Genomic DNA, 22,851 nt, shown 5'->3' with positions numbered 1-22,851 from the left:
GTCGATGTCGAGGTCGCAAGCTTCCTCCGCGGGCCCAGGGGTTGCCTGCCCGGCAGCGTTCCGCTTTGCGTCCTGCTCCAACAAAATGCGCGTAGTCCTTTCGGCGCCTTGACGGCTCGCGGCAGGGTGCGTCCGATCGCCCCTTGTCGCAATCCCGGAAGACGGCATGCATGTCGATGCGGCCTCAAGAAGCGATTCGGCAATCCGGAAAAGGAATTGCCTCCGCTTTGCCGGCCCTTCGCATCTCCGGCCCACCGGGCCGTGCTGCACGGTCCCATGCAGCGAGAAGTCGACGAAAGGAAGGCAGAAGCCATGGCGTTGCAGGAAGGCGATCCCGCCCCCGACTTCACCTTGCCGCGAGACGGCGGCGGCGGCGAGGTGAGCCTTTCATCCCTGCGCGGCCGGAAGGTCGTGCTCTATGCCTATCCGAAGGACGACACGCCCGGCTGCACGCAGGAAGCCATCGCCTTCAACCGCCTGCGCAAGGAATTCGCGGCGGCCGGCACGGACATCATCGGCGTCTCGCCCGATTCGGCGAAGCGCCACGACAACTTCAAGCGCAAGCATGAGCTCGACTTCCCGCTGCTGGCAGACGAGGCGCAGATGCTCGCCTCGGCTTATGGGATCTGGGTCGAGAAGAGCCTCTACGGCCGCAAGTACATGGGAATCGAGCGCTCGACCTTCCTGATCGATGCCGCAGGCCGCCTTGCTCGCATCTGGCGCAAGGTCAAGGTCGAAGGCCATGCGGAAGAGGTTCTGGCCGCGGCTCAGGCCCTCTAGGCGGATATCGCGGCCGGAATTTGCGAAAGATTAACCCTAACAATTCCTAATGGTGGCATCGGCAGCGTTTAATCCGGTTCCGCGTAATGCATCCTCAGCCTCCGACGGCCCCCGCCCTCCCAGCCACGGGCCTCGTGACTCACAAGACCTACACGATCAGCCGCTCGACGATGTTGGCCGGGTTGGCATGGCTCTCGCTCACGACAGCCTGCAGCGGCGCTGCCGGCTGGTACATTCTGAGCCGCGATGACCTCGCCGCCCGGCTGATCGCCCGCGAGACCGCCCGGCAATACGCCTATGAAGACCGCATCGCCGCGCTGCGCGCCGATATCGACCGCTATGCAAGTCGCGCCCTGCTCGACCAGGATGGCGTCGAATCCCGCGTCGACGAGCTCGCCACCCGGCAGGCCGAGCTGGAATCGCGCCAGTCACTCGTCAGCGCGCTGACCGATACCCTGCAATCCAGCGGCCTTCTGCCGGCCGCAAAGTTGCCGCTGCGCACCCGTGTCATCAAGCCGGAAGAACCGGTGCGCGCCTCCGGCGTCACCAGCTTCGCGCCGATCCTGCCTGGCAAGCTGATCCAGCAGGACAAGCCGATGCCCGCCCCGGAAGCACCGTCGCTGCGCGGAGCCGATAGCGCGAACTCGGGCGGCTGGCAGTCGGGCGAAGCGCCTGCCGAGCCGCCGGCCAAGCGCGTCGAGGCTACGCTGGGCAAGCTCGACATCGCCATGGCCGGCACCTCGGACGCACAGATCGCCGCCTTGAAGGAGATGGACCAGTCGCTCGCGGCGACGCAGAAGCGCCTGCGCAGCGCGCTCGCCGAGACCGGGCTCGACGCCGAGCGGCTCGCGGCTGCACAGGGCGGCGCAGCGGCTGGAGTCGGCGGCCCGCTCGTCCCGGTGAATCTCGATCCCTCGGCCGGCCCGTTCGAGGCGACGCTGGTCGCCCTGCAGCCGCGCATGACATCGCTGATCCGCCTGCGCGGCGTGATCGAGCAGTTGCCGCTAGCCCGGCCGATGGCCGGCGACCACGACTTCACCTCGAATTTCGGCTATCGGACCGACCCCTTCACGCGCGGCCTCGCCATGCATACCGGCGTCGATTTCCGCGCCGAGTCGGGCTCGCCGATTCTTGCGACCGCGCCGGGCAAGGTGATCGCGGCGGAATACAATGGCGGCTACGGCAATATGGTCGAGGTCGAGCACGCCAACGGGCTGAGCACCCGCTACGCCCACATGTCGGCGATATCGGTGTCGGTGGGGCAGAATGTGAAGACGGGCTCGGTGCTTGGCCGGGTAGGCTCGACCGGTCGCTCAACCGGCCCGCATCTCCACTACGAGACCCGCATCAACGACGAGGCGGTCGATCCGACCCGCTTCCTGCGCGCCGGCAGCAAGCTTCTCACCGACGCATCCTGAATCCCGGCCACAAACAAGAAAAGCCGCGCCTTATGCGCGGCTTTTCTTGTTGGATGTGAAGACGATCAGTCGATGTCTTCAACCTCGACTTCAGTTCCGTAGACACGCTGTGCCAGCGACGCCTCCATGAATTGGTCGAGATCGCCGTCGAGCACGTCGGAGGGCGCCGTCGAGCTGACGCCGGTGCGCAGGTCCTTCACGAGCTGGTAGGGCTGCAGCACATAGGAACGGATCTGGTGGCCCCAGCCGATATCGGTCTTGGAGGCCTGCTCGGCGTTGGCCTTCTCTTCGCGCTTCTTCAGCTCGACCTCGTAGAGGCGGGCGCGCAGCATCTCCCAGGCCTTGGCCCGGTTCTTGTGCTGCGAGCGCTCCTGCTGGCAGGCAACCGCGATCCCGGACGGAATATGCGTGATGCGCACGGCCGAATCGGTCGTGTTGATGTGCTGGCCGCCCGCTCCTTGGGCGCGATAAGTGTCGATCCGGCAGTCCGATTCCTTGACGTCGATGACGATGCGATCGTCGACGACCGGATAGACCCAGACCGACGCAAACGAGGTCTGCCGTCTCGCATTGGAATCGAAGGGCGAGATGCGGACGAGCCGGTGCACGCCGGATTCGGTCTTCAGCCAGCCATAGGCGTTATGGCCCTTGAACTGCAGAGTCGCGGACTTGATACCGGCCGTATCGCCGTCCTGGTATTCCAGCGTCTCGACCTTGAGTTTCCGCCGCTCGCCCCAGCGCCGATACATGCGCAGCAGCATCTCGGCCCAGTCCTGGCTCTCGGTGCCGCCGGCGCCGGGATGGATCTCGACATAGGTGTCGAGCATGTCGGCCTCGCCCGAGAGCAGAGTCTCGACCTGCAGGCGCGCAGCCTCGTCCTGAACGGCCTTGATCGCCTGCTCGCCCTCGGTGACTGTGGCCTCGTCGTCCTCCATCTCGCCGAGCTCGATCAGCGTCAGAGCATCATCGAGTTCACGTTCGAGGCGGGTGATGCCCTCGATCTGGGTTTCCAGTGAGGTGCGCTCGCGCATCAGCTTCTGCGCGGCTTCGGCATCATTCCAGAAATCGGGGCCCTCGGAGAGGGCATTCAGTTCGGCGAGGCGGCGCTGGGCTTGATCCCAGTCAAAGATGCCTCCTCAGCAGTCCAATGGACTGCTTGGCGTTGTCGAGTTGCGTCTGGATCTCTGGCCGCATGCGGAAACTGCCTTCTTGAACAGGCGTACCGGATAGAGGCTGTCGTCCCGGGTGTAAATCCCGCAGCCCCATCAACCGGTCACGCGGTAGAGGTGATCATCCGGCAGGCCGAGCCGGCGACAGGCCTGAACCGCCGGGCTGGAACGAAGCAGCACTCGGTCCGCCAGCCGGCAGGCCAGCTTTACCGCCCAGGCCTCGCCGGGGCCAAACCGATTCTGCGCGTCGAGCCCGAGTTGCACCCTGAACCAGTCTGGAGTGGTCGCGACGGCCGCTCGGATCAGCATGCGCTGGAGCGGCCGCAACGCCGCCGGCAAGATCGGTGCGGTCCTGATGATGTCGAGAAACTCGAAAATAATCGGCGATGCTTCCAACTGCGGAGCCGTCGCGGCGAAAAGGGCGTCCATCTCCGCGGTAGAGCCAGGCGCCCCCATGGACCCATAGAGTCGCGCGGCGGGCGCGCCCTCGGCATAGAAGCGATCCCGCTCCTGCCGCGACAAGGGCCGGACATACCGATGATAGGCTTCGCTGAAGCCGAATCCTGCCGTCGCCTGAACCCAGTCTAGCAGCTCCGGATCGTTGGCCCGATAGGCCGTTCCGTCCGGTGCTTGGCCCTCCACCGCGTCATGGCGCCGAACAACCCCGGCAATCATCGCCTCCGCCCGCGAACGAGCGCCATAGACTGTCACCATGGCGGCGAGCCCGGTGCGCCGCAGCCGCCGGGCAGGGTCCTTCCGGAACGAGGAATGGTCCCATACGCCGGCGCGAACCTGAGGATGCGCCAGTTCGAGGAGGACAGCAGCCACCCCGCCGACGAACAGCGCGACAGGATTCTTGAAAACCCGCCACGAGACCGAATCGGCACCGACCAGAGCAGGTTCGCCTGGAGGCGAAGCGAAGTCGGCCGCAGCGGCCCCCGGCGCCTGCAGCAAGGCGAGCGCAGCCATGTCGAGTTCGCGTGCGACAAGCCCGGGCAAGGGCAGCGGCGACGGCAGGAATGCAGAGATCATGAAAACCCTTTTCGCGATGCGCCTGCGGCGCTCTCGCGAAAAGGAACGATGCTGCCCGCGAACCGTTCCGGCGCTGCCTAGTACAAGCCGCCGGTGCCGGAGCCGATGGCGCGTCCGCCGCCGCCTGGACCGGCGCCATATGGCACGCCGCCATCGGCCGAGGCGCCGATGACCGAGAACGAGTCGGGCGGTGCGGTGCCGGGCTTGAACGCCTCGAGAATGCCGCCCTCGCCACCGGCACGCATGCCGCTGCGCGCATCGACGCGGATCAGCTTGATGCCGGCAGGCACACGGAACGGCGTCGCAGGCTTGTCCTTCAGGGCGACGGTCATGAAGTCGCGGAAGATCGGCGCGGCATACTGGCCAGCGGTCGCCGAGGTGCCGAGCGATTTCGGCTTGTCGAATCCCATATAGACGCCGACCACGAGGTCGGGCGAGAAGCCGACGAACCAGACGTCCTTGGCGTCGTTGGTCGTGCCGGTCTTGCCGGCGAGCGGCTTGCCGACCGACTTCACCACCGTCGCGGTGCCTGCATTGACCACGCCTTCGAGGATCGAGACCATCTGATATGCGGTCAGCGGGTCGAGCACCTGCTCGCGGTTGTCGATCAGGCGCGGCTCAGGCTGGTTCGCCCATTTCTCGGCGGCGCAGCCCTCGCAGACACGCTGGTCGTGGCGGAAGATCGTCGTGCCCCAGCGGTCCTGGATGCGGTCGATCAGGGTCGGCCGGATGCGCTTGCCGCCATTGACCAACATCGAATAGGCCGCGGTCATGCGCATGACCGTCGTCTCGCCAGCGCCGAGCGACATCGAGAGCACAGGCTGCATGTCGTCATAGACGCCGAAGCGGCGGGCATATTCGGCGATCAGCGGCATGCCGACATCCTTGGCGAGCCGGACCGTCATGAGGTTCTTCGAGAACTGGATGCCGTAGCGCAGCGTATGCGGGCCGGTCGACTTGCCGTCGTAGTTTTCCGGCCGCCACATGCCGAGGCCGGGACCCTGGTCGATCTCGATCGGCCCGTCCAGCACGATGCTCGATGGGGTGTAGCCGTTGTCGAGCGCCGTCGCGTAGACGAAGGGCTTGAAGGACGAGCCCGGCTGACGCAGCGCCTGCGTGGCGCGGTTGAACTCCGACTGGTCGTGGCTGAAGCCGCCGACCATGGCGAGCACGCGGCCCGAGAACGGGTCCATCACGGTGATGGCGCCGTTGACCTCTGGGAGCTGACGCAGGCGGGCGAACCCGGCCCGGCCGTCAACCGGCTCGACATAGACGACGTCGCCGACCGATACCGCCTGGGAGACGCGCGCCCGCCGGGTCCATTTGATGCCGTCGGCGGCGAGCGTCAGCGTCTGGCGCTCCTTGTTGAGGTGGCCGGCATTGTCGCGCAGCGGATGCAGGCCGACGCGCGCGCTGTCGCCATTCACATCCAGCACGACGGCGAGCCGCCAGGGCGCCACATCGCCGAGAACCGGCAACTCGCCCAGAGTCGTACCCCAGTCGGCAGAGCCGATATCGAGTTTCTGGATGGCGCCGCGCCAGCCGCGCGCCTCGTCGAAGCGCACGAGCCCGTCGACCAGCGCCTTGCGGGCCATGAGCTGCGTCTTGGGATCGACCGTGGCGCGCACGGAGAGGCCGCCTTCCAGCAGCTTCTTCTCGCCATAGCGGTCCTGGAGTTCGCGCCGGATCTCTTCGGCGAAATAGCCGGCGGCGATCTGGTTCGGCGAAACGGTGCGCGGATTGACGCCGAGCGGCTGCTTCTTGGCGGCGTCGGCGACATTCGCCTTGACGTAGCCGTTCTCGACCATGCGATCGATCACGTAGTTGCGACGCTCGATCGCGCGGTCGCGGTTGCGGAAGGGATGCAGGTCGGAGGGCGCCTTCGGCAGCGCGGCGAGATAGGCCGCTTCCTGCAGGTTGAGTTCATGAACCGACTTGCCGAAATAGTTCAGCGCGGCTGCCGCTATGCCATAGCTGCCCTGCCCCGGCGCCGGCGCGCCGAGATAAATCTCGTTCACATAGAGCTCGAGAATCTTGTCCTTCGAGTAGGTCGATTCGAGCTTGAGCGCGACGAGCGCCTCGCGAATCTTGCGCTCGATCGACTGCTCGGGGCTCAGGAAGAAGTTCTTCGCGACCTGCTGGGTGATCGTCGAGGCACCCTGCGGCCGGCGATTCGCGCCGCGGTTGCGGAAATTCGAGATGGCGGCGCGAACCAGGCCTTCCGGGTCGACGCCCATATGCTTGTAGAAATTCTTGTCCTCGGCCGAGATATAGGCGTCGACGACGAGCTTCGGCACGGCCTGGATCGGCAGGTAGAGCCGGCGCTCGCGGGCGTACTCGGCGATCAGGCTGCCGTCGCCCGCATGGACGCGGGTCATCACCGGCGGCTCGTAGTTCCTGAGCTGCGCATAGTCCGGCAGGTCCTGCGAATAGTGCCAGATAAGGCCGCCCAAAACGGCAGCACCGATCACGAAAGCGATCGCGCCCGCGGCGAACAACCACCCGAAGATTCGCAGAATGAACCGCATTGCAGGCCCTGGACCCCTCTCTGCACCCGGTGCGCCGGATCAGGGCGCGTCGCAAATCACAGCTATAGCATCACGGAAATGGCGGAACCGTGGCCCGCCGACCATATTTCGCGCCTTCCCATAGGATACGGCCGACACCCTGGCTAGCGCCGAATCTCCGCCGCCTGCCCCACGGAAGCCCGTTCGCGGGCAAAATAGTCCTCGATCGCCGCCGAGACCGCCGTCACCGCCTTGCCCCGCCACTCCGGCGAGTTCAGCAGCTCGGCGTCCTTCGGGCTCGACATATACCCGAGCTCGATCAGCACGGAGGGCACATCCGGAGCGCTCAGTACCCAGAATCGCGCCGAGCGCAGCGGAATCTTGTGCATCTTGATCGAACCGCCGAGCTTGTCGACGAGGTTGCGTGCAAAGACGCCGGAGAAGGTCCGCGTCTCCCGACGGGCAAGGTCCATCAGGATACCGGCGACGTCCTGCACCTCTTCGCTGGTTTCGAGACCGGCGGCGGAATCGGCCTCGTTCTCCTTGGCGGCAAGCTTGGCCGCCTCGGCATCCGTCGCCCGCTCCGAGCGGGTATAGACAGTGGCGCCGCGCACATCCTGCGCCTGCACCAGCGAATCGGCATGGATCGAGATGAAGAGATCGGCCTGCTCGTCGCGGCCGGCCTGCACCCGGTCGGCCAACGACACGAATCGGTCGTCGTCGCGGGTCAGGACCACGCGGTAGCGGCCGCTGGCTTCCAGTTGCTCCTTGAGGGCCTTGCCGAAGGCGAGCACGACCGATTTCTCGGCGATCGTCGCAACCATGGCGCCGGGGTCGATGCCGCCGTGGCCCGGATCGATCATGATCGTGCGGCGCGTCTCGGCGGCGGGCTTCGTCGGCGCTGGCACCGGCATTGCCGCCGCGGCCGGTTCCGGCGGCCTCGCCTTGCCGGCTTCCGCCAGGAATTCCGGCCGCCCGACCTTCCTGAGCTCGATCGTCAACTCGCCGAATCCGCCGCGAACGAGGCGCGTCTCGGTCCTGGCGATCACGGCCGGCTGGGAAAGGTCGATGATGATTCGGGCCTTGTCGGCCGTGAACAGTCCATAGCGGTAGCCGCTGACGAAGCCGGCCGACCTTTTGGCGTTCGGCTGGATCTGGAAATTGGTCGAAGGCAGCTCGACGATGACGCGGTCCGGCGAGGACTGCACCCAGGCATTCGCCTCGACCTTCGATGACAGCATCATGGTCAGGCGCACGACGTCGCCGCTTTGCTCGATGCGGGCATCGGTGGCGACGGGGTATTCGCTCTGCGGCTTCGGCTCGGCCCGCAGCGAGGCGAGGCCGAAAGCGGTGACAAGTGCACATGCCGCAACAGCCCCCGCCCCTGCGCGGAGAAAGCCCGCGGAGGCTCGGCGGATGCGCGAAAACAGCGCGAATGTCCCGTCGGCGGTCACCATCGCTTAACCATTGCGGGGATGAAATCTTAAGAGGCGGTTACCATCTCCGGACGGAGGCGGAAACCGCTGCCGGACGGGCCCGGTGAGATGCTTGTGTCATGTGACTTGCAAACCACCATCACCTGTCTGTAATGGAACAGGTTGCTTGTCAGCCGCCCGCTGGACTGAAGAGGTCCCGAGCAGGCTGGGCTGCCGCCCCTCGCGGGATCGGCAGCGGCAAGACAACCGCAACGGATCGTCCGCAGACGGTTGGTATCGGGATTGCAAGTGTTCTGCGCCCTACCCTGTCTCGCGAGCGTGCAAACGCGATGCACTTGGCCGTCAGGCGGGCGCATCGCAGGTCAGGACAGATGACGGGGCCAACGACGCCGCTAGCACTATCGGTAGATCGTCCGAACCTGCGGGACCGCGCCGGGCTTCTGGCCCGAGCGGCTGTCCCGAACCGCCTTCCTGTCCAGGCTGAGCTTTATTTCCTGCAACATGCCGGCTCATGCCGGCTTTCGCGCGGCGCCCTTGCCCGCGGCGGCGGATTTTTGTCCGTAGCCTCGTGGATTCCGGCGGCCGCGCCAATGGACGTTTCTGATGGCCAACAAGATGCTGATCGACGCCACCCACCCGGAGGAGACCCGGGTCGTGGTGGTCCGCGGTTCCCGCGTAGAAGAGTTTGATTTCGAGTCCGCCAGCCGCAAACCGCTGCGCGGCAACATATATCTCGCCAAGGTCACGCGCGTGGAGCCTTCGCTCCAGGCTGCGTTCGTGGAATACGGCGGCAATCGCCACGGCTTCCTCGCCTTCTCGGAAATTCATCCCGACTATTACCAGATTCCGGTCGCCGACCGGCAGGCGCTGATCGAGGACGAGGCGCGCGCCGCACGCGACGAGGAGCGTGACGAGGAGCGGCGTGAGAAGCGCGGCCGCCGCGATCGCGGCCGGCGCGGGGATCGCGACAGCCGCGCCAAGAAGGCCGCGACGGACGAGACCGTCTCGACCGAGGTCGAGACCGACGGCGAGATCGTGCATGTCGAGACCAACGGCAAGGAAGCCGCCATGGTCAACGAGGGCGCGCCCGCTTTCGGTGAACACTTCGCCCCGGCCGTCACCGAGAACCCGGACGAGGACGCCGTCGAGAACGCCGCGCCCCTGACCTTCGAGACGACCCAGGCCACCGAGGCCCCGGCCGAGGAGGCCCGCAAGCCGGCCGACGACGAGGACGGCGACGAAGAGAACGGCGACGAAGCCGAGGAGGCTCCCGAGCAGCTCGGCGGCGGCGACGCCCTCGACGACATGCCGGAGCGGCCGGTGCGCCATTCGCGCCGCCAGTACAAGATCCAGGAGGTCATCAAGCGCCGCCAGATCATCCTCGTCCAGGTCGTCAAGGAGGAGCGCGGCAACAAGGGCGCAGCTCTGACCACCTATCTCTCGCTCGCCGGCCGCTATTCGGTGCTGATGCCGAACACCGGCAAGGGCGGCGGCATCTCGCGCAAGATCACCAACACCGAGGATCGCAAGCGCCTCAAGGAGATCGCCCAGGAACTCGAGGTTCCCGAGGGGATGGGCCTGATCCTGCGCACGGCCGGTGCCTCGCGCACCAAGGTCGAGATCCGGCGCGACTATGAATACCTGATGCGGATGTGGGAAAGCGTGCGCGAGCTGACGCTGGCCTCGGTCGCTCCCGCGCTAGTCTATGAGGAGGGCAACCTCGTCAAGCGCTCGATCCGTGATCTCTACAACAAGGACATCGACGAGGTTCACGTCGCCGGCGAGGAGGCCTATCGCGAGGCCAAGGACTTCATGCGCATGCTCATGCCGAGCCATGCCAAGAGCGTGAAGCCCTATCGCGAGCAGACGCCGCTCTTCGCCGCCTTCGGGGTGGAGAGCCAGCTCGACGCGATGTTCTCCAACACGGTGACGCTCAAGTCCGGCGGCTACCTGGTCATCAACCAGACCGAGGCGCTGGTCGCGATCGACATCAACTCGGGCCGCTCGACCCGCGAGCACAACATCGAGGACACCGCCCTCAAGACCAATCTCGAAGCGGCGGAGGAGATCTCCCGCCAGCTGCGCCTGCGCGACCTCGCCGGCCTCATCGTGATCGATTTCATCGACATGGAGGAGAACCGGAACAATCGCGCCGTCGAGAAGAAGCTGAAGGAGTGCCTCAAGGACGATCGCGCCCGCATCCAGGTCGGCCGCATCTCGGCCTTCGGCCTGCTCGAGATGTCGCGCCAGCGCATCCGCACCGGCGTGCTGGAATCCTCCTCGGTGCCCTGCCCGCACTGCGCCGGCGCCGGCATGATCCGCTCGACCCCGTCGGTCGCGCTGCAGATCCTGCGCGCGCTGGAGGAGACGCTGATCAAGAGCGCCTCGCACAACCTCACCGTCCGGACCCGGCCGGAGGTGGCGCTCTACGTGCTCAACCAGAAGCGCGCCCATCTCGCCGATCTCGAGGCCCGTTTCGCCATCGCGATCACGATCTCGACCGACGTCAATCTGCTCGGCACTCGTTACTTCGAGGTCGAGAAGGGCGAGTTCGTCGGCAATGAAGGCCGCGTCGTCCCGACCGCCTTCAAGGCCGAGGCGATCACGTCCGATGTCGATGACGAGGCGCTCGATGCGGCTGCGGAAGCGGCAGCGCTCGATGCGGAGACCGGCGACAACGAGACGACCGCCGGCGAAGCGCAGGGCGAGCGTGGCGATGGCGAAGGCGGCCGCCGGCGTCGTCGGCGTCGCAGGCGGCGGCGCGGCGGAGAACGCGACGGCCAGGGCCAGCAGCTCGAAGGCGCGCAGGATGACGAGGGCGACGAGGGTGAGGACGGCGAGGAAGAGGCTTCCGAGCAGGACGCCATCGAGGCCGTGAGCGAGGCCCCTGCTGCCGCGGCGCCGGAGCCTGCGGCCGAAGAGCCTGCGCCGGTCGAGGCCGCCAAGCCCAAGCGCAGCCGCGCCCGCAAACCCAAGGCGGAAGCCGCCGCCGCGAAGGCGGAAGAGGTTGTGGCGAAGGCTGAAGAGGCGGTGTCCCCCGAGGCCGCTCCGGTGGAGGCCGAGAAGCCGAAGCGCAGCCGCTCGCGCAAGAAGGTCGTGCCGATCACCGAGGGCGGCGAGGCTGCGGCGGAAGCTGCACCCGCCCCGGCTCCGGCTGCCGCACAGCCTGCCGAGGAACCGGCAGCGGCAGAACCAGCTCCTGCTCCTGCCCCGGCCGAAGAGCCCGTCGCGGTGGTGCTGACCCCGGCCGATCCGGATCGGCCCAAGCGGGGCGGCTGGTGGAACAGGCTGGCCGGCCGCTCCTGAGCGCCGGCTTCAGCAAGCGACGACAAAAATGAAGCCCGCTGCGATCCGCAGCGGGCTTTTTCTTGATCGGTTGTCCGTCTGCCGTTCCGGTCCGCCGATTCCGCGTAAAACGCGTGCGCCTCAGCCCGCCGCAGGTGCGAGCGGGGTGGGCGGCGGCACCGTCGCGATAGCCGCGGCGGCCCCGGATTGTTGGCCGCCCTCGCCGCCGCGCACGGTGACGGCATTGGAGGCGAAGGGGATGTGGGCGTCGTTCATCGCGCGATAGACGCGCTTCAGAGCCTCGCGCTGGAGCATCGAGGCCTGGTTGGGCTTGCCGGTGAATTTCAGCCTGACCACGATCGCCTGGTCGGTGATGTCGGCCACGCCCTGCATTTTGAGGGGCGCGATGAAGTGCGGCGCGAATTCCGGGTCCTCCATCAGCGCGATCCCGACCTTCTTGATCGCCTTTCGAGCCTGTTCGAGGTCGGCCGAATGGTCGAGGCGGACGTTGAACTTCACCGTCGCCCAGTCGCGGCTGGCATTGGTCAGTTGCTGGACCTGGCCGAAGGGCACGGTGTGGATCTGGCCGCTCTGGTGGCGAAGCTGCATCGAACGCAGTGAGATTTTCTCGACCGTGCCCTTGAGCCGGCCGGTATCGACATATTCGCCGACGCGGAAGGCATCCTCCAGCATGAAGAACACGCCGGAGACGATGTCGCGCACAAGCGCCTGCGAGCCGAAGGACAGGGCGAGGCCGAGAATGCCGAAGGCGGCCAGCAGCGGCCCGATATCGACGCCGAGGCGCGAGAGCACGATCAGCACCGTCAGGCCCAGCACCGCCCCCAGCACGACGCCGCGCAGCACCGGCAGCACCGTCGCCAGCCGGCTCGGCACGCTCTCCTCATGCGCATCGTCCTCATCGGCGGGGCCGACCACTCGTCGCCGCGGCGTATAGGCATCGAACAAGGCGCGCAGGAAGACGAGCGCGACCCAGCCCGCGAAGGCGAAGGTCGCGACGCCGGCGATCTGCCGCATCACAGAGGAGAACTGCCCTGAGCTGACGCCGAGCAGCAGCCCGGCCCAGAGGCGCGCCAGCACGAAGAAGCCGGCGGCCCAGACGACGCCAACCGCGGCGGCCTGCAGGGCGGCACTGACGGCATGCGCCAGCGGCGTCGCGCCCTGCTCCTGCGCGCGATGGGCCGCGCGACAGTTCAGCAGGCTCGATATGCCGACCACAAGGATGGGGATCACCACGATCGCCGTCTGGGTCAGGGCTGCGGCCTCGGTCCAGAGCCCGCCATTGCTCATCATCGAAGCGGCGCTGTTGATCATCCACAACAGGGCGGCCACCGCCATGAAGAACCACGCTGCGCCGGCGGCCACCATCCGCCGCAATGGCCCGGGCGATGGAGACCCGCTCAGGATCAGCACGGCAAGATCCCGACGCATGTCATGGAACCACCAGATCTTGAACAGCGTCACGGCCGTTCCCGTCAGGGCGATGAGCCCCGTCACCGGCAGGGGGCCGTTGCTGACACGCTGCGCGAGCAGGATGCCCGTCACGATCACGGGTGTCACGATGGCGTAGATCACCAGCAGGCGGAAATGCCGCTCGGCGCGGGGCAGCGGCATGAGGCGCCGTTCCGGCACGCCCGGCGCGAGCAGGAAGCGCCCTACCGCGATATAGAGCGCGCCGATTGCCGCTCCGTTGGCGGCGGTCGACAGCGAGATCATCGCGAGGTCGCTCTCGGGCAGCCACGCATTGCGCGCGAACCGCGCCACGAGGAGCGCGATCGCGATCGTCGCGACATCCTGCAGCAGTCCCCATGACGCGGCGATCAGCCGTGGAGTGAACTCCGGACCGGCCGGCTCGCGTTTCCGGGCGAACCAGCCCGCGCTCGCCATCCGGAAGACGAAGGCGGCCGCAAGCGCGAGGCCTGCGATCATGAGCATCCGCCAGCCGGCGCTTGGGCCAGTACGGCCGTTCTGGTTTCGCTCCCAGGCACGCTCCCATTCTTCCGGAAGCCGCGAGACGTTGGGAACGGCAGCCACGCCATATTCGAACCCGCTGACGAAGGTGTCGGCGAGCGCGTTGACCTGAGCCTGAAACCCTTCCTCCTCGGCCATGGATTGCGGCGGAGCGGCATGCTTCTCCTTGGCCGCCGGTTCTGGAGCGGTTGCCGTCGTCGCGGCATTTCCGCCGAGCCGGATCTCGACCGGCCGGCCGGAGCCGGACAGCGCATCGACCATCTTGCGAATCGTCTCCGGCGTCTCGTCGCCGCGCAGATTCAGGATGATCGGCGGCTGCGCCTGCGCCCGGGCCGGCGTCGTCGTCACGAGCGCAAGCGGCCCGAAGCCCGGGAAGGCCAGGAAAAGGGCAATAACAAGGAGCGCCGGAAGCCGGGCCAAAGCCCGCCTCGTGAGCACCCTTCGGGCTGCCGCGACGTTCATGGCTCGTCTCCCCCTCGCCTTGACGTCGGGAGAATGCGGAGCTTCCTCAAGGTCTGGCAAGGGAAATGCTGCTTGCTAGGCCGTCGCGGCAGCGAAATGGCGATCTCTCAGCGCTTCCGCAGCCAGCCTCCGATGCGGGATACCGCCTCCTCGCATTCGGCCAGCGACCCGGCGAAGGAGAGCCTGACCGTACGGGCCCCGCGCGCCTCGTCGAAATCGAGACCTGGGGTGATCGCGACCTGCGCCTCTTCCAGAACGCTCCGGCAGAAGGCCATGGAATCATTCGAATAGCGGCCGATGTCGAGATAGATGTAGAAGGCCCCGTCGACGGGCAGGAAGTCGCCAAGGCCGATCTCGGGCAAGGCCTTGAGCAGGAAGGCGCGGTTCTGCGCATAGCCCGCCTTGATCGCCTCGCATTCTTCCTTTGCCTCGAAGGCGGCCTCTCCAGCGACCTGGCTGAGATACGGCACCGAGATCGAGAAATTCTGCTGCAGCCGCTCGATCGTCCGGACCATACGTTCCGGCACGATCAGCCAGCCGACGCGCCAGCCGGTCATGCAGTAGTACTTGGAGAAGGAGTTGACGACGATCGCGTCGGGGTCGGCCGAGAGCGCCGTTGTCGCAGGCGCCTCATAGGTCAGGCCGTGATAGATCTCGTCGGAGATGTACCAGAGGCCGAGACGGCGGCAGGTGGCAGCCACGTCCGCGATCGCTTCCGGCGCCATCACGACGCCGGTCGGATTCGCCGGGCTCATGGTCAAAACGCCGGCGAGCGGCTTCTCGCGATGCGCCCGCTCGATCAGCTCGGGTGTCAGCGCGAAACGCGTCTCCGGCCCGACCTCGATGGCGACAGGCTCCAGCCCGAGCGCGATCAGGATATTGCGATAGGCCGGGTAGCCCGGTGCGGTGATCGCAATCCGCGCGCCCGGCTGGAAGCAGGCCAGGAAGGCCAGGATGAAGCCTCCCGAGGAGCCGGTCGTAACCACGACGCGCTCGGCCGCCACGTCGACGCCATAAGCTTCCTGATAATGCCGGGCGATGCGCGCCCTCAGTGAATCCGTGCCCAGCGCCTGCGTATATCCGATCCGGCCGTCATCCAGCGCCCGGGCCGCGGCTGTGCGGATCGAGGCTGGCGTCGGTGCTGATGGCTGGCCGACCTCCATATGCACCACATTGCCGCCGCGCCGCTCGATGGCGGCCGCCTGGTTCATCACGTCCATGACGATGAACGGCGCGACACGCTCGGCGCGCTCCGCCAGGGCGGGAGGAGCGGCAGGCGTGATCGGGGGCTTCTGCATCGGCTTGTCCGGTTGGCGAAGGAGCGGAAGCCCGCGTAGCGGAGGCGGCGCTGTGCCGCAACCGCCAATGGCTGCCATTGCCGGAGCCGTGATTTGACCTGCGCCCGGCGAAGTCACAAAAGCTCGCTAGGAATTTCGCGCTACAGGGCGCTGTTTTTCGTGGCCGGATTTGCCGGCCCGCGGTTTCGAAAGGACGACGCGATGGCTCTTCGCACCCTCATCGGCATGGCGCGCGCCTGGGCCCGGCCTGCCGGCCTCGTGCTCGCCCTCGGGCTTGCGACCGCTGCTGCCCCCGCTTTCGCGCAGCAGAACCCGCCGCTCTCGCCCGAGCAGCGCAAGGCGGTCATGGATCTCATTCGCGAGACCATCGTGCAGAACCCGGAGATCATCCAGGATGCGTTGATCGAGCTGGAGCGTCGCAACACGGTCGCCCAGGCCGAGGCGCAGCGCGGCGCCGTCGCGGCCGAGAAGGCGCGGATCACCAATCCTGCGACCTCCATCATCATCGGCAACCCCGAGGGCGACGTCACCCTCGTCGAGTTCATGGATTACAATTGCGGCTTCTGCAAACGGGCGATGGAGGACGTCACCGCCCTGACCAAGGCCGATCCGAAGCTGCGCGTCGTGCTGAAGGATTTCCCGATCCTCGGGCCCGATTCGGTCGAGGCGAGCCGCGTCGCCGTCGCGGCCAAGACCCAGCTCCAGGGCCAGAAGTACTTCGATTTCCACAACAAGCTGATGGCCGTGAAGGGCCGGATCAACGGCGCCAAGGCACTTGAAATCGCCAAGGAAGCCGGCGCCGATGTCGAGAAGCTGAAGAAGGAGATGGAGGCGCCTGCGACCAAGGCCGCGATCGAGGATACGGTCGCGCTGGGCGACAAGCTGGGCCTCACCGGCACGCCGGCCTTCATCATCGGCGAGGAGATCGTGTTCGGCGCCGTCGGCCAGGCTGCCCTCAAGCAGAAGCTCGACTCGGTGCGCCGGTGCGGCAAGACCGAGTGCGCCGGCTGATCGCGCGCGGGCGCTCGCAGCCGCTACGCACAGCCGGCAGGGCCGTTCAGGCTTCCCCTGCCGGCCCGCAACGTTTATGAGGGCGGCTTCTGCCGCCCGCGTGCGGCGCCGGAATCAACGCCCTCCATGGTCGCCGTCCACGTCCTGAACGGACCCAACCTCAACCTGCTCGGAACCCGCGAGCCCGGAACCTATGGTGCCGTGACGCTCGCCGGCGTCGAGGAGCGCCTGCAGCGCAAGGCGCAGGCCGCCGGCGTGGAGCTCACCTTCCGCCAGACCAATTACGAGGGCGAGCTCGTCACCTTCATCCAGCAGGCCGGGCTGGCCGGCGCGGGCGTCGTCATCAATGCCGGCGCCTACACCCATACGTCGCTGGCGCTGCGCGACGCGATCAAGGGCGTCGATGCGCTGGCCATCGAGGTGCATGTCTCGAACGTCCATGCGCGCGAGGAATTCCGGCACCATTCCTATATGGCGCCGGTCTGCGTCGGCGTGATCTGCGGCTTCGGCGTCGCCAGCTACGAGCTGGCCTTCGACGCCATCGTGCCGCTTCTCGAAAAGCGGGCGGCTAAGGCCGCCTGAACCAGTTTAACGACGGGACGCCGGCTTGAACCCGCTCCCACCCTTTAGAATCCTAAGAAGACGGTGATACCCGCCATGGCGACCAAGAGCCCGATCGATCCCGAACTTGTCCGCGAGCTCGCCGAGCTTCTCAACCAGACCGACCTCACCGAGATCGAGGTCGAGAAGGGCGATCTGCGCGTGCGCGTCGCCCGAAACGTCACGGCGAACTTCCAGGTCCCGGCCGCTGCGCCGATGGCTGTCGCCGCCCCCGCCCCCGCCCCCGCCGCCGCCCCTGTAGCGGACGCCAAGCCGACCGCCGCCCATCCCGGCGCCGTCACCTCCCCGATGGTCGGCACTGCCTATCGCCGCCCCTCGCCCGACGCCAAGCCCTTCGTCGAGATCGGCAGCGTGGTGAAGCAGGGGGAGCGCATCTTCCTCGTCGAGGCGATGAAGACCTTCAACGACATCGTCGCCCCGCGCGCCGGCAAGGTCACGGCCATCCTCGTCGAGGACGGGCAGCCGGTCGAATACGGCGAGCCGCTGCTGGTGATCGAGTGAGCGGCGCCCGCAAGGACGGCGAGATCAAGATGTTCGACAAGATCCTGATCGCCAACCGTGGAGAGATCGCGCTGCGCGTGCTGCGCGCCGCCAAGGAGCTCGGCATCGCCACCGTGGCGGTGCATTCCACCGCCGACGCCAACGCCATGCATGTCCGCCTCGCCGACGAGAGCGTCTGCATCGGCCCGCCGCCGGCGCGCGAGAGCTATCTCAACATCCCCGCCCTGATCGCCGCCTGCGAGATCACGGGTGCCGACGCGGTCCATCCCGGCTACGGCTTCCTCTCCGAGAACGCCCGCTTCGCCGAGATCCTGGAGCGGCACAACATCGCCTTCATCGGCCCCAAGGCCGAGCATATCCGCAGCATGGGCGACAAGATCGAGGCCAAGCGCACCGCCAAGGCGCTCGGCATCCCCTGCGTGCCGGGCTCCGAGGGCGGCGTCGCCGACGAGGCCGAGGCGCTGCGCATCATCCGTGAGATCGGCCTGCCGGTCATCATCAAGGCCGCCTCAGGCGGCGGCGGCAAGGGCATGAAGGTGGTCCGCACGGAGGACGAGGTGTCCGTCCTGCTCGCCACCGCCCGCAGCGAGGCCAAGGCCAATTTCGGCGACGATGCGGTCTATATCGAGAAATATCTCGAAAAGCCGCGCCATATCGAGATCCAGGTCCTCGGCGATGGCCGCGGCAACGCCATCCATCTCGGCGAGCGCGACTGCTCGCTGCAGCGCCGCCACCAGAAGGTCTGGGAGGAAGGCCCCTCGCCCGCGCTCAATGCCGGCGAGCGCGACCGGATCGGCGAGATCTGCGCCAATGCCATGGCGAAGCTCGGCTATCTCGGCGCCGGCACGATCGAGTTCCTCTACGAGGATGGCGAGTTCTACTTCATCGAGATGAACACCCGCATCCAGGTCGAGCACCCGGTCACCGAGATGATCACCGGCATCGACCTCGTCAACGAGCAGATCCGGATCGCCGCCGGTGCCCCGCTCTCGATCACGCAGAAGGACGTCGTCATCGAGGGCCATGCCATCGAATGCCGCGTCAACGCCGAGCATCACGCGACCTTCCGCCCCTCGCCGGGCAAGATCGCTTCGTTCCACACGCCGGGCGGCCTCGGCGTGCGCGTCGATTCGGCAGCCTATCAGGGCTACACGATCCCCCCGCATTACGACTCGCTGGTCGGCAAGCTGATCGTGCACGGCCGCAACCGGGCCGAATGCCTGATGCGGCTGCGCCGCTCGCTCGACGAGTTCGTCGTCGACGGCGTCGACACCACGCTGCCGCTGTTCCGCACCCTGGTCCGCAACCAGGATATCCTAAACGGCGAATACAACATCCACTGGCTCGAGAAATTCCTCGCCGCCGGCGGCATGGGCGACGCGGAAGGCTGAGGCCTCGGCAGCGCCGGAAACGACAAAGCCCCTTGCAGCGCGAGGGGCTTTTTTGTGCCTGCATGTCCGAAATCAAAACAGCGGGTCATCCCGAGCGACCGCAGGGAGACCCGGGATCCATTCCAGAGCGCTTCCGATCAAAGGCTCAGGAGTGGATCCCTGATCTAGGTCCGGGATGACCCGCGTTTGTTGAACAACAGAAATCGAAAGGAGCTCAGACCGTCTCCAGCAGCCCCTTGATCAGGGCCTGGCGCGGCGCGATCGAGGAGATCAGCGCATATTCCTGGAGCGTATGCGCGCCGTCTCCATCGATGCCGAGCCCGTCCAGCGTCGGCACGCCGAGCGCCGCCGTGAAGTTGCCGTCCGAGCCGCCACCCGTCATCGGGCAGTCCTGGAGCTCGAAGCCGATTCCGGCCGCGACCTTGTGAGCGATTTCGAACAGCCCCGCCACCTCTGGCGACTTCTCATAGGGCGGGCGGTTCATGCCGCCGGTGATGCGCAGCTTGACATCCGGGTCATGGGATTTGAGCCCGAGGATGCGCTCCTCCATCAGCCTGCCATCGGCCGCCGTGGTGACGCGGCAGTCGACGCTGAACCAGGCATGCTGCGGGATGACGTTCGCCGCCGTGCCGCCGCCGATCAGGGCGACGCTGGTGGTGATGCCGCGGGCGTAGTCGGTCATCCCCTCGATGGCGAGGATCTGGTGCGCGGCCTCGCGGATGGCGCTGCGCCCGTCTGCATGGCGGGAGCCGGAATGGGAGGGACGTCCCTCGAGCTTGACCTCGAAGCGCCCGACGCCCTTGCGCGCGGTCACGATCTTGCCGCCGAGGCGCGCCGGCTCCGTGACCAGCACCGCGGCCGAGCCCCTGCCGATATCCTCGATGACGGAGCGGCTGGTCGGCGAGCCGATCTCCTCGTCCGGCGTGAACAGGAAGACCATCGGCCGCCTGGCGGAGCCTGCGGCGGCGACCTGCTTGAAGGCCTGGAGCGCCAGCCAGGCGCCGCCCTTCATGTCGTAGACGCCGGGCCCATAAAGCCTGTCGCCCTCGATCCTGACCGGCAGGTCCTTCGCGCTGGTGCCGACCGGATGCACGGTGTCGAGATGCGACATCACCGCGACGGCGGGCTGGCTATTCCCAGGCCCGGCCCGCAACACGACCATGTCGCCGAGCCCGTCGCGCCCCGGGATGCGCTCAAGCGCGATCGGCAGGCCCGCGATATCCTTCTGCACGAGATCCATCATGCCGTTCACGCCGGCGGCATGGCTGGTGGGGCTTTCCTGCGCGACCCAGAGGGACAGGGCGGCGGCTTCGTTCTCATTCATGGACGTCATGGTCTCCAAGGCGACTCAACGGGTTCGACTCAACGGATTTCGGACAGCGCCGTCTCGACGGCGGCGGCGATGGCGAAGAGCGCGGCATCCTCGCCGCCTGCCCGCGCCAGCATCAGCCCGGCCGGCGCCTCGCCCTGCCGATGCATCGGCAGCGAGATCGCGCAGCCATCCATCATGTTGATCAGGGTCGAATTGCGCAGCATGGCGAGGTTGACGCGGGTGAACGCCTCGTCATCCTCGGCGAGTTCCGCGATGGTCGGCGGTACGGTCGGCACGGTCGGCATCGCCAGCGCGTCGAAGCTCGCCACTTCCGCCCGCATCGCCGCGACGAAAGCGGCGCGTGCCTGCACCAGCTCGATATAGTCGGCGGCATCCTGGTTGCGGCCGCGCAGCACGCGGGTCCGCACGCGCGGATCGTAGCCGTCGCCCTTCGCCTCGATCAGGGTGCGATGGTGGGCATAGGCCTCGGCGGAAGCGAAGCCGCCCTTGGCATTGATGCGGGCGACCTCGGCGAAGCGCGCGAAAGGCTGTTCGCTGACGATGGCGCCGGCCTTCGACAACGCCTCCAGCGCCCGCGCGAAGCTCGCGGCCACAGGCGCGTCGAGCCCGTCGAGCGCGATCGTCTGCGGCACGGCGATGCGCAGGCCCTGCAAACGCGCCGGAACCTCTTTCGACAGCTCCGCCCCGCTCATGATCTCATGCAGGACGCGGCAGCAATCGACGCTATTGGCGAGCGGGCCGATCGAATCCAGCGTCTGCGACAGCGGGAAGGCGCCCTCGCGCGGCACGCTCGCAGCCGTGGGCTTGTAGCCGACGATCCCGCACAAGGCCGCCGGGATGCGGCATGAGCCGCCGGTGTCCGAGCCGATGCCGGCAAAGGCCATGCCGTCCGCTACCGAAACCGCGGCGCCCGAGGACGAACCGCCGGGAATGCGCCGCGCGGCGCGATCCCAGGGCGAGGCCGGCGTGCCGTGATGCGGATTGAGGCCGAGGCCCGAGAAGGCGAACTCGGTCATGTTGGTGCGGCCGATCACGACGAAGCCCGCCCGCCGCAGCCGCGCGATTGCCGGCGCGTCGCGCTCGGCCGGCGCCGCATCGGCAAGCACCACAGAGCCTGCCGGCGTCGGTTCACCGGCGAGATCGAACAGATCCTTCACCGAGATCGGGATGCCCGCATAGGGCGACGGCGCGAGACCGGCTGCCCTGAGCCTGTCCATCGCCTCGGCCGCGGCGAGCGCAGCCTCGCGGTGCAGCTTGACGAAGGTGAGCTTCCCCTCTCCGTCCGGCGCATCGATCCGTGCGAGCGCCTCGCGTACCAATTGAAGCGAACTCGTCCGGCCGGCAGCGAGGTCGGCGGCGAGTGAGGAGAGCGTGCGAGCCATGGGCGTTCAGACCGAAGCGAGGCGGGTTCCGAAGAAGCGGCCACCCGCTCCCGGATTCGAGGGCCTCATCTTTGGCATGCGGCAGACGGGCCGCCTAGCCGCGGCAGAGGATGGCCGCACCATCGCTGCCGCCGCATCATGGGCCGCCGCCCCCTCCCCGTCAGCATCCCGAGGACCTTTCGCCCTTGGGCGCATTCTGCACTTGCCAAGCCGGATCGCATTGATTAGACCCCGGCTCACCAACGCGGGCGCCGCAGCGCCAACGCTTCGTTGGGGGATCGTCTAACGGTAGGACCCCAGACTCTGACTCTGGTTGTCTAGGTTCGAATCCTAGTCCCCCAGCCATTATCAAGTCTCAGACTTGTGTGGCTTTCGATGCCAGCGCTTCAGCTCTACCTTGCCCGGTCGTATGCTTGAACCACGGAGCCGCAGTGCATCCAGGGCCTCGTGACCGGCGACCGGCCGATAGCCGCGCGGTTGCATGAGTTTTGCCTGTCACGCTAGGGCTTGCCGGTCGCAGCGTCTTCAACAACGAGCACCCGGATGATTCGATGGTAACGCGTATAGAGCTGGTGTCGCGGCTCGAGCGGGCGTTCCTGGACCATGGCTACGACCAGGTCACGATGATCGGCCTCGCCAAGGCCGTCGATGTGACGCGGCGGACGCTGTACAACTATTTCAGCAGCAAGGAGGAGGCTTTCCGCTTCCTCATCGAGAACGTGAACCAGCAGGCCGTCGAGGCCGGTATGGAGGCGGGACGGCTCGCGCTGCTCGAGGAGCGCGATCCCGTCGCGGTCTTCGCGGCGATCCTCGACACGCGCTACGGCCACACGCGGCGCCGACTTGCGACGTCACCGCATGCCGTCGAGATCAACGATCAGGCCTTCCGGCGATGCCGCGACATCATGATCACCTCCGCAGTGGCGTTTCAGGCGGAACTGGCTGCACTCATCGTCGAGATGCAGGACCGGGGACTGCTGCGCCTCAAGCCGAAGGTCAGGCCGGAGGATCTGGCGCAGTTGCTCGCCGACGGTGCCCGGGGCACAAATCAGAGCCTGCCGCCGATAGATCCGGGCAGGCTTCATCTGCGCTATGCCAATATGGTCCGCGCGCTGCTCTATGGCGCGGCGGAGCCCGCCGCCTGAGAGGCAGGCCCTGCGCACGGCGATAGGCCGGCGCAGCCCGAGGCGGGAGATGGGGACTTCTTGAACGACTGACGGTGTAAGGCTCCGCAAC

The 22,851-nt window shown here is 67.1% G+C and carries 16 protein-coding genes and 1 tRNA gene; 9 read left to right on the top strand and 8 right to left on the bottom strand.

The features are described 5' to 3' along the window. The first annotated feature begins 312 nt into the window (after window positions 1-312). Entirely contained in the window at window positions 313-780 is a 468-nt protein-coding gene (locus BoBH3_RS10320) for a peroxiredoxin (RefSeq protein WP_262330708.1), read from the top strand. A gap of 134 nt (window positions 781-914) precedes the next feature. Beyond that, window positions 915-2,198 carry a M23 family metallopeptidase gene (locus BoBH3_RS10315; RefSeq protein ID WP_262330707.1) on the top strand — a complete coding sequence of 428 codons (1,284 nt, stop codon included), beginning with the start codon at window positions 915-917 and terminating at the stop codon, window positions 2,196-2,198. A 65-nt stretch (window positions 2,199-2,263) separates the two neighbouring features. Here the strand turns inward: BoBH3_RS10315 and prfB are convergent. From prfB to BoBH3_RS10295, 4 genes are all read right to left on the bottom strand, one after another. Then, window positions 2,264-3,392, bottom strand: a protein-coding gene (prfB, locus tag BoBH3_RS10310) for a peptide chain release factor 2 (protein ID WP_262330706.1) whose coding sequence is annotated in 2 segments (ribosomal slippage) — window positions 2,264-3,322 and window positions 3,324-3,392 — 1,128 coding nt in all. Because the reading frame shifts where the segments join, the coding sequence is not laid out codon by codon here. A gap of 71 nt (window positions 3,393-3,463) precedes the next feature. Further along, entirely contained in the window at window positions 3,464-4,399 is a 936-nt protein-coding gene (locus tag BoBH3_RS10305; protein ID WP_262330705.1) for an oxygenase MpaB family protein, read from the bottom strand. 77 nt (window positions 4,400-4,476) lie between these two features. Further along, a complete protein-coding gene (locus BoBH3_RS10300) occupies window positions 4,477-6,927 on the bottom strand; it encodes a penicillin-binding protein 1A (RefSeq protein ID WP_262330704.1) in 2,451 nt (816 codons plus the stop codon). A gap of 143 nt (window positions 6,928-7,070) precedes the next feature. Next, window positions 7,071-8,363, bottom strand: coding sequence for an N-acetylmuramoyl-L-alanine amidase (locus BoBH3_RS10295; RefSeq protein ID WP_262330703.1), 1,293 nt, complete (start codon window positions 8,361-8,363; stop codon window positions 7,071-7,073). Window positions 8,364-8,945: 582 nt separating this feature from the next. Between BoBH3_RS10295 and BoBH3_RS10290 the strand changes: the two genes are divergently transcribed. Next, window positions 8,946-11,648, top strand: coding sequence for an Rne/Rng family ribonuclease (locus tag BoBH3_RS10290; protein WP_262330702.1), 2,703 nt, complete (start codon window positions 8,946-8,948; stop codon window positions 11,646-11,648). Between the two features lie 120 nt (window positions 11,649-11,768). Here the strand turns inward: BoBH3_RS10290 and BoBH3_RS10285 are convergent, their stop codons facing one another. Continuing rightward, window positions 11,769-14,078 (bottom strand): mechanosensitive ion channel family protein, encoded by a 2,310-nt coding sequence (locus tag BoBH3_RS10285; RefSeq protein ID WP_262330701.1) that lies wholly within the window; start codon window positions 14,076-14,078, stop codon window positions 11,769-11,771. A 107-nt stretch (window positions 14,079-14,185) separates the two neighbouring features. Then, the gene (locus BoBH3_RS10280) at window positions 14,186-15,376 is read right to left on the bottom strand and encodes a pyridoxal phosphate-dependent aminotransferase (protein WP_262330700.1); all 1,191 of its coding nucleotides are present in this window, start codon (window positions 15,374-15,376) and stop codon (window positions 14,186-14,188) included. 201 nt (window positions 15,377-15,577) lie between these two features. Here BoBH3_RS10280 and BoBH3_RS10275 point away from each other — a divergent pair, with 201 nt between their 5' ends. The 4 genes from BoBH3_RS10275 to accC all read left to right on the top strand — a co-directional run bounded on the left by BoBH3_RS10275 (window position 15,578) and on the right by accC (window position 18,900). Next, window positions 15,578-16,387 (top strand): DsbA family protein, encoded by an 810-nt coding sequence (locus tag BoBH3_RS10275; RefSeq protein WP_262330699.1) that lies wholly within the window; start codon window positions 15,578-15,580, stop codon window positions 16,385-16,387. 126 nt (window positions 16,388-16,513) lie between these two features. Next, window positions 16,514-16,969 carry a type II 3-dehydroquinate dehydratase gene (aroQ, locus tag BoBH3_RS10270; protein WP_262330698.1) on the top strand — a complete coding sequence of 152 codons (456 nt, stop codon included), beginning with the start codon at window positions 16,514-16,516 and terminating at the stop codon, window positions 16,967-16,969. 75 nt (window positions 16,970-17,044) lie between these two features. Beyond that, window positions 17,045-17,509, top strand: coding sequence for an acetyl-CoA carboxylase biotin carboxyl carrier protein (gene accB, locus BoBH3_RS10265; RefSeq protein ID WP_262330697.1), 465 nt, complete (start codon window positions 17,045-17,047; stop codon window positions 17,507-17,509). A 29-nt stretch (window positions 17,510-17,538) separates the two neighbouring features. Next, entirely contained in the window at window positions 17,539-18,900 is a 1,362-nt protein-coding gene (gene accC, locus BoBH3_RS10260; protein ID WP_262331173.1) for an acetyl-CoA carboxylase biotin carboxylase subunit, read from the top strand. Between the two features lie 214 nt (window positions 18,901-19,114). Here the strand turns inward: accC and BoBH3_RS10255 are convergent, their stop codons facing one another. Both BoBH3_RS10255 and BoBH3_RS10250 read right to left on the bottom strand, forming a co-directional pair. Beyond that, window positions 19,115-20,233, bottom strand: coding sequence for a M20 family metallopeptidase (locus BoBH3_RS10255; protein WP_262330696.1), 1,119 nt, complete (start codon window positions 20,231-20,233; stop codon window positions 19,115-19,117). 29 nt (window positions 20,234-20,262) lie between these two features. After that, window positions 20,263-21,615, bottom strand: coding sequence for an amidase (locus BoBH3_RS10250; RefSeq protein WP_262330695.1), 1,353 nt, complete (start codon window positions 21,613-21,615; stop codon window positions 20,263-20,265). Window positions 21,616-21,886: 271 nt separating this feature from the next. Here BoBH3_RS10250 and BoBH3_RS10245 point away from each other — a divergent pair. Both BoBH3_RS10245 and BoBH3_RS10240 read left to right on the top strand, forming a co-directional pair. Beyond that, window positions 21,887-21,960 (top strand) — tRNA-Gln (locus tag BoBH3_RS10245). 206 nt (window positions 21,961-22,166) lie between these two features. Further along, window positions 22,167-22,760 (top strand): TetR/AcrR family transcriptional regulator, encoded by a 594-nt coding sequence (locus BoBH3_RS10240; RefSeq protein ID WP_262330694.1) that lies wholly within the window; start codon window positions 22,167-22,169, stop codon window positions 22,758-22,760. Window positions 22,761-22,851 lie beyond the last annotated feature (91 nt).

It is taken from the genome of Allobosea sp. BH3 (assembly GCF_025499465.1).
Classification (GTDB): domain Bacteria; phylum Pseudomonadota; class Alphaproteobacteria; order Rhizobiales; family Beijerinckiaceae; genus Allobosea.
The sequence above is the reverse complement of the archived record's forward strand: the minus strand, read 5'-3'. Positions and strand labels throughout refer to the sequence as shown.

What these genes read in the sequence shown, in the direction of transcription:
- BoBH3_RS10320 (WP_262330708.1), top strand. Translation starts at nt 313, where the DNA reads ATGGCGTTGCAGGAAGGCGATCCCGCCCCCGACTTCACCTTGCCGCGA.
- BoBH3_RS10275 (WP_262330699.1), top strand. Translation starts at nt 15,578, where the DNA reads ATGGCTCTTCGCACCCTCATCGGCATGGCGCGCGCCTGGGCCCGGCCT.
- BoBH3_RS10280 (WP_262330700.1), bottom strand. Translation starts at nt 15,376, where the DNA reads ATGCAGAAGCCCCCGATCACGCCTGCCGCTCCTCCCGCCCTGGCGGAG.
- BoBH3_RS10255 (WP_262330696.1), bottom strand. Translation starts at nt 20,233, where the DNA reads ATGACGTCCATGAATGAGAACGAAGCCGCCGCCCTGTCCCTCTGGGTC.
- BoBH3_RS10285 (WP_262330701.1), bottom strand. Translation starts at nt 14,078, where the DNA reads ATGAACGTCGCGGCAGCCCGAAGGGTGCTCACGAGGCGGGCTTTGGCC.
- BoBH3_RS10295 (WP_262330703.1), bottom strand. Translation starts at nt 8,363, where the DNA reads ATGGTGACCGCCGACGGGACATTCGCGCTGTTTTCGCGCATCCGCCGA.
- BoBH3_RS10290 (WP_262330702.1), top strand. Translation starts at nt 8,946, where the DNA reads ATGGCCAACAAGATGCTGATCGACGCCACCCACCCGGAGGAGACCCGG.
- BoBH3_RS10305 (WP_262330705.1), bottom strand. Translation starts at nt 4,399, where the DNA reads ATGATCTCTGCATTCCTGCCGTCGCCGCTGCCCTTGCCCGGGCTTGTC.
- BoBH3_RS10240 (WP_262330694.1), top strand. Translation starts at nt 22,167, where the DNA reads ATGGTAACGCGTATAGAGCTGGTGTCGCGGCTCGAGCGGGCGTTCCTG.
- accB (WP_262330697.1), top strand. Translation starts at nt 17,045, where the DNA reads ATGGCGACCAAGAGCCCGATCGATCCCGAACTTGTCCGCGAGCTCGCC.
- BoBH3_RS10300 (WP_262330704.1), bottom strand. Translation starts at nt 6,927, where the DNA reads ATGCGGTTCATTCTGCGAATCTTCGGGTGGTTGTTCGCCGCGGGCGCG.
- accC (WP_262331173.1), top strand. Translation starts at nt 17,539, where the DNA reads ATGTTCGACAAGATCCTGATCGCCAACCGTGGAGAGATCGCGCTGCGC.
- aroQ (WP_262330698.1), top strand. Translation starts at nt 16,514, where the DNA reads ATGGTCGCCGTCCACGTCCTGAACGGACCCAACCTCAACCTGCTCGGA.
- BoBH3_RS10250 (WP_262330695.1), bottom strand. Translation starts at nt 21,615, where the DNA reads ATGGCTCGCACGCTCTCCTCACTCGCCGCCGACCTCGCTGCCGGCCGG.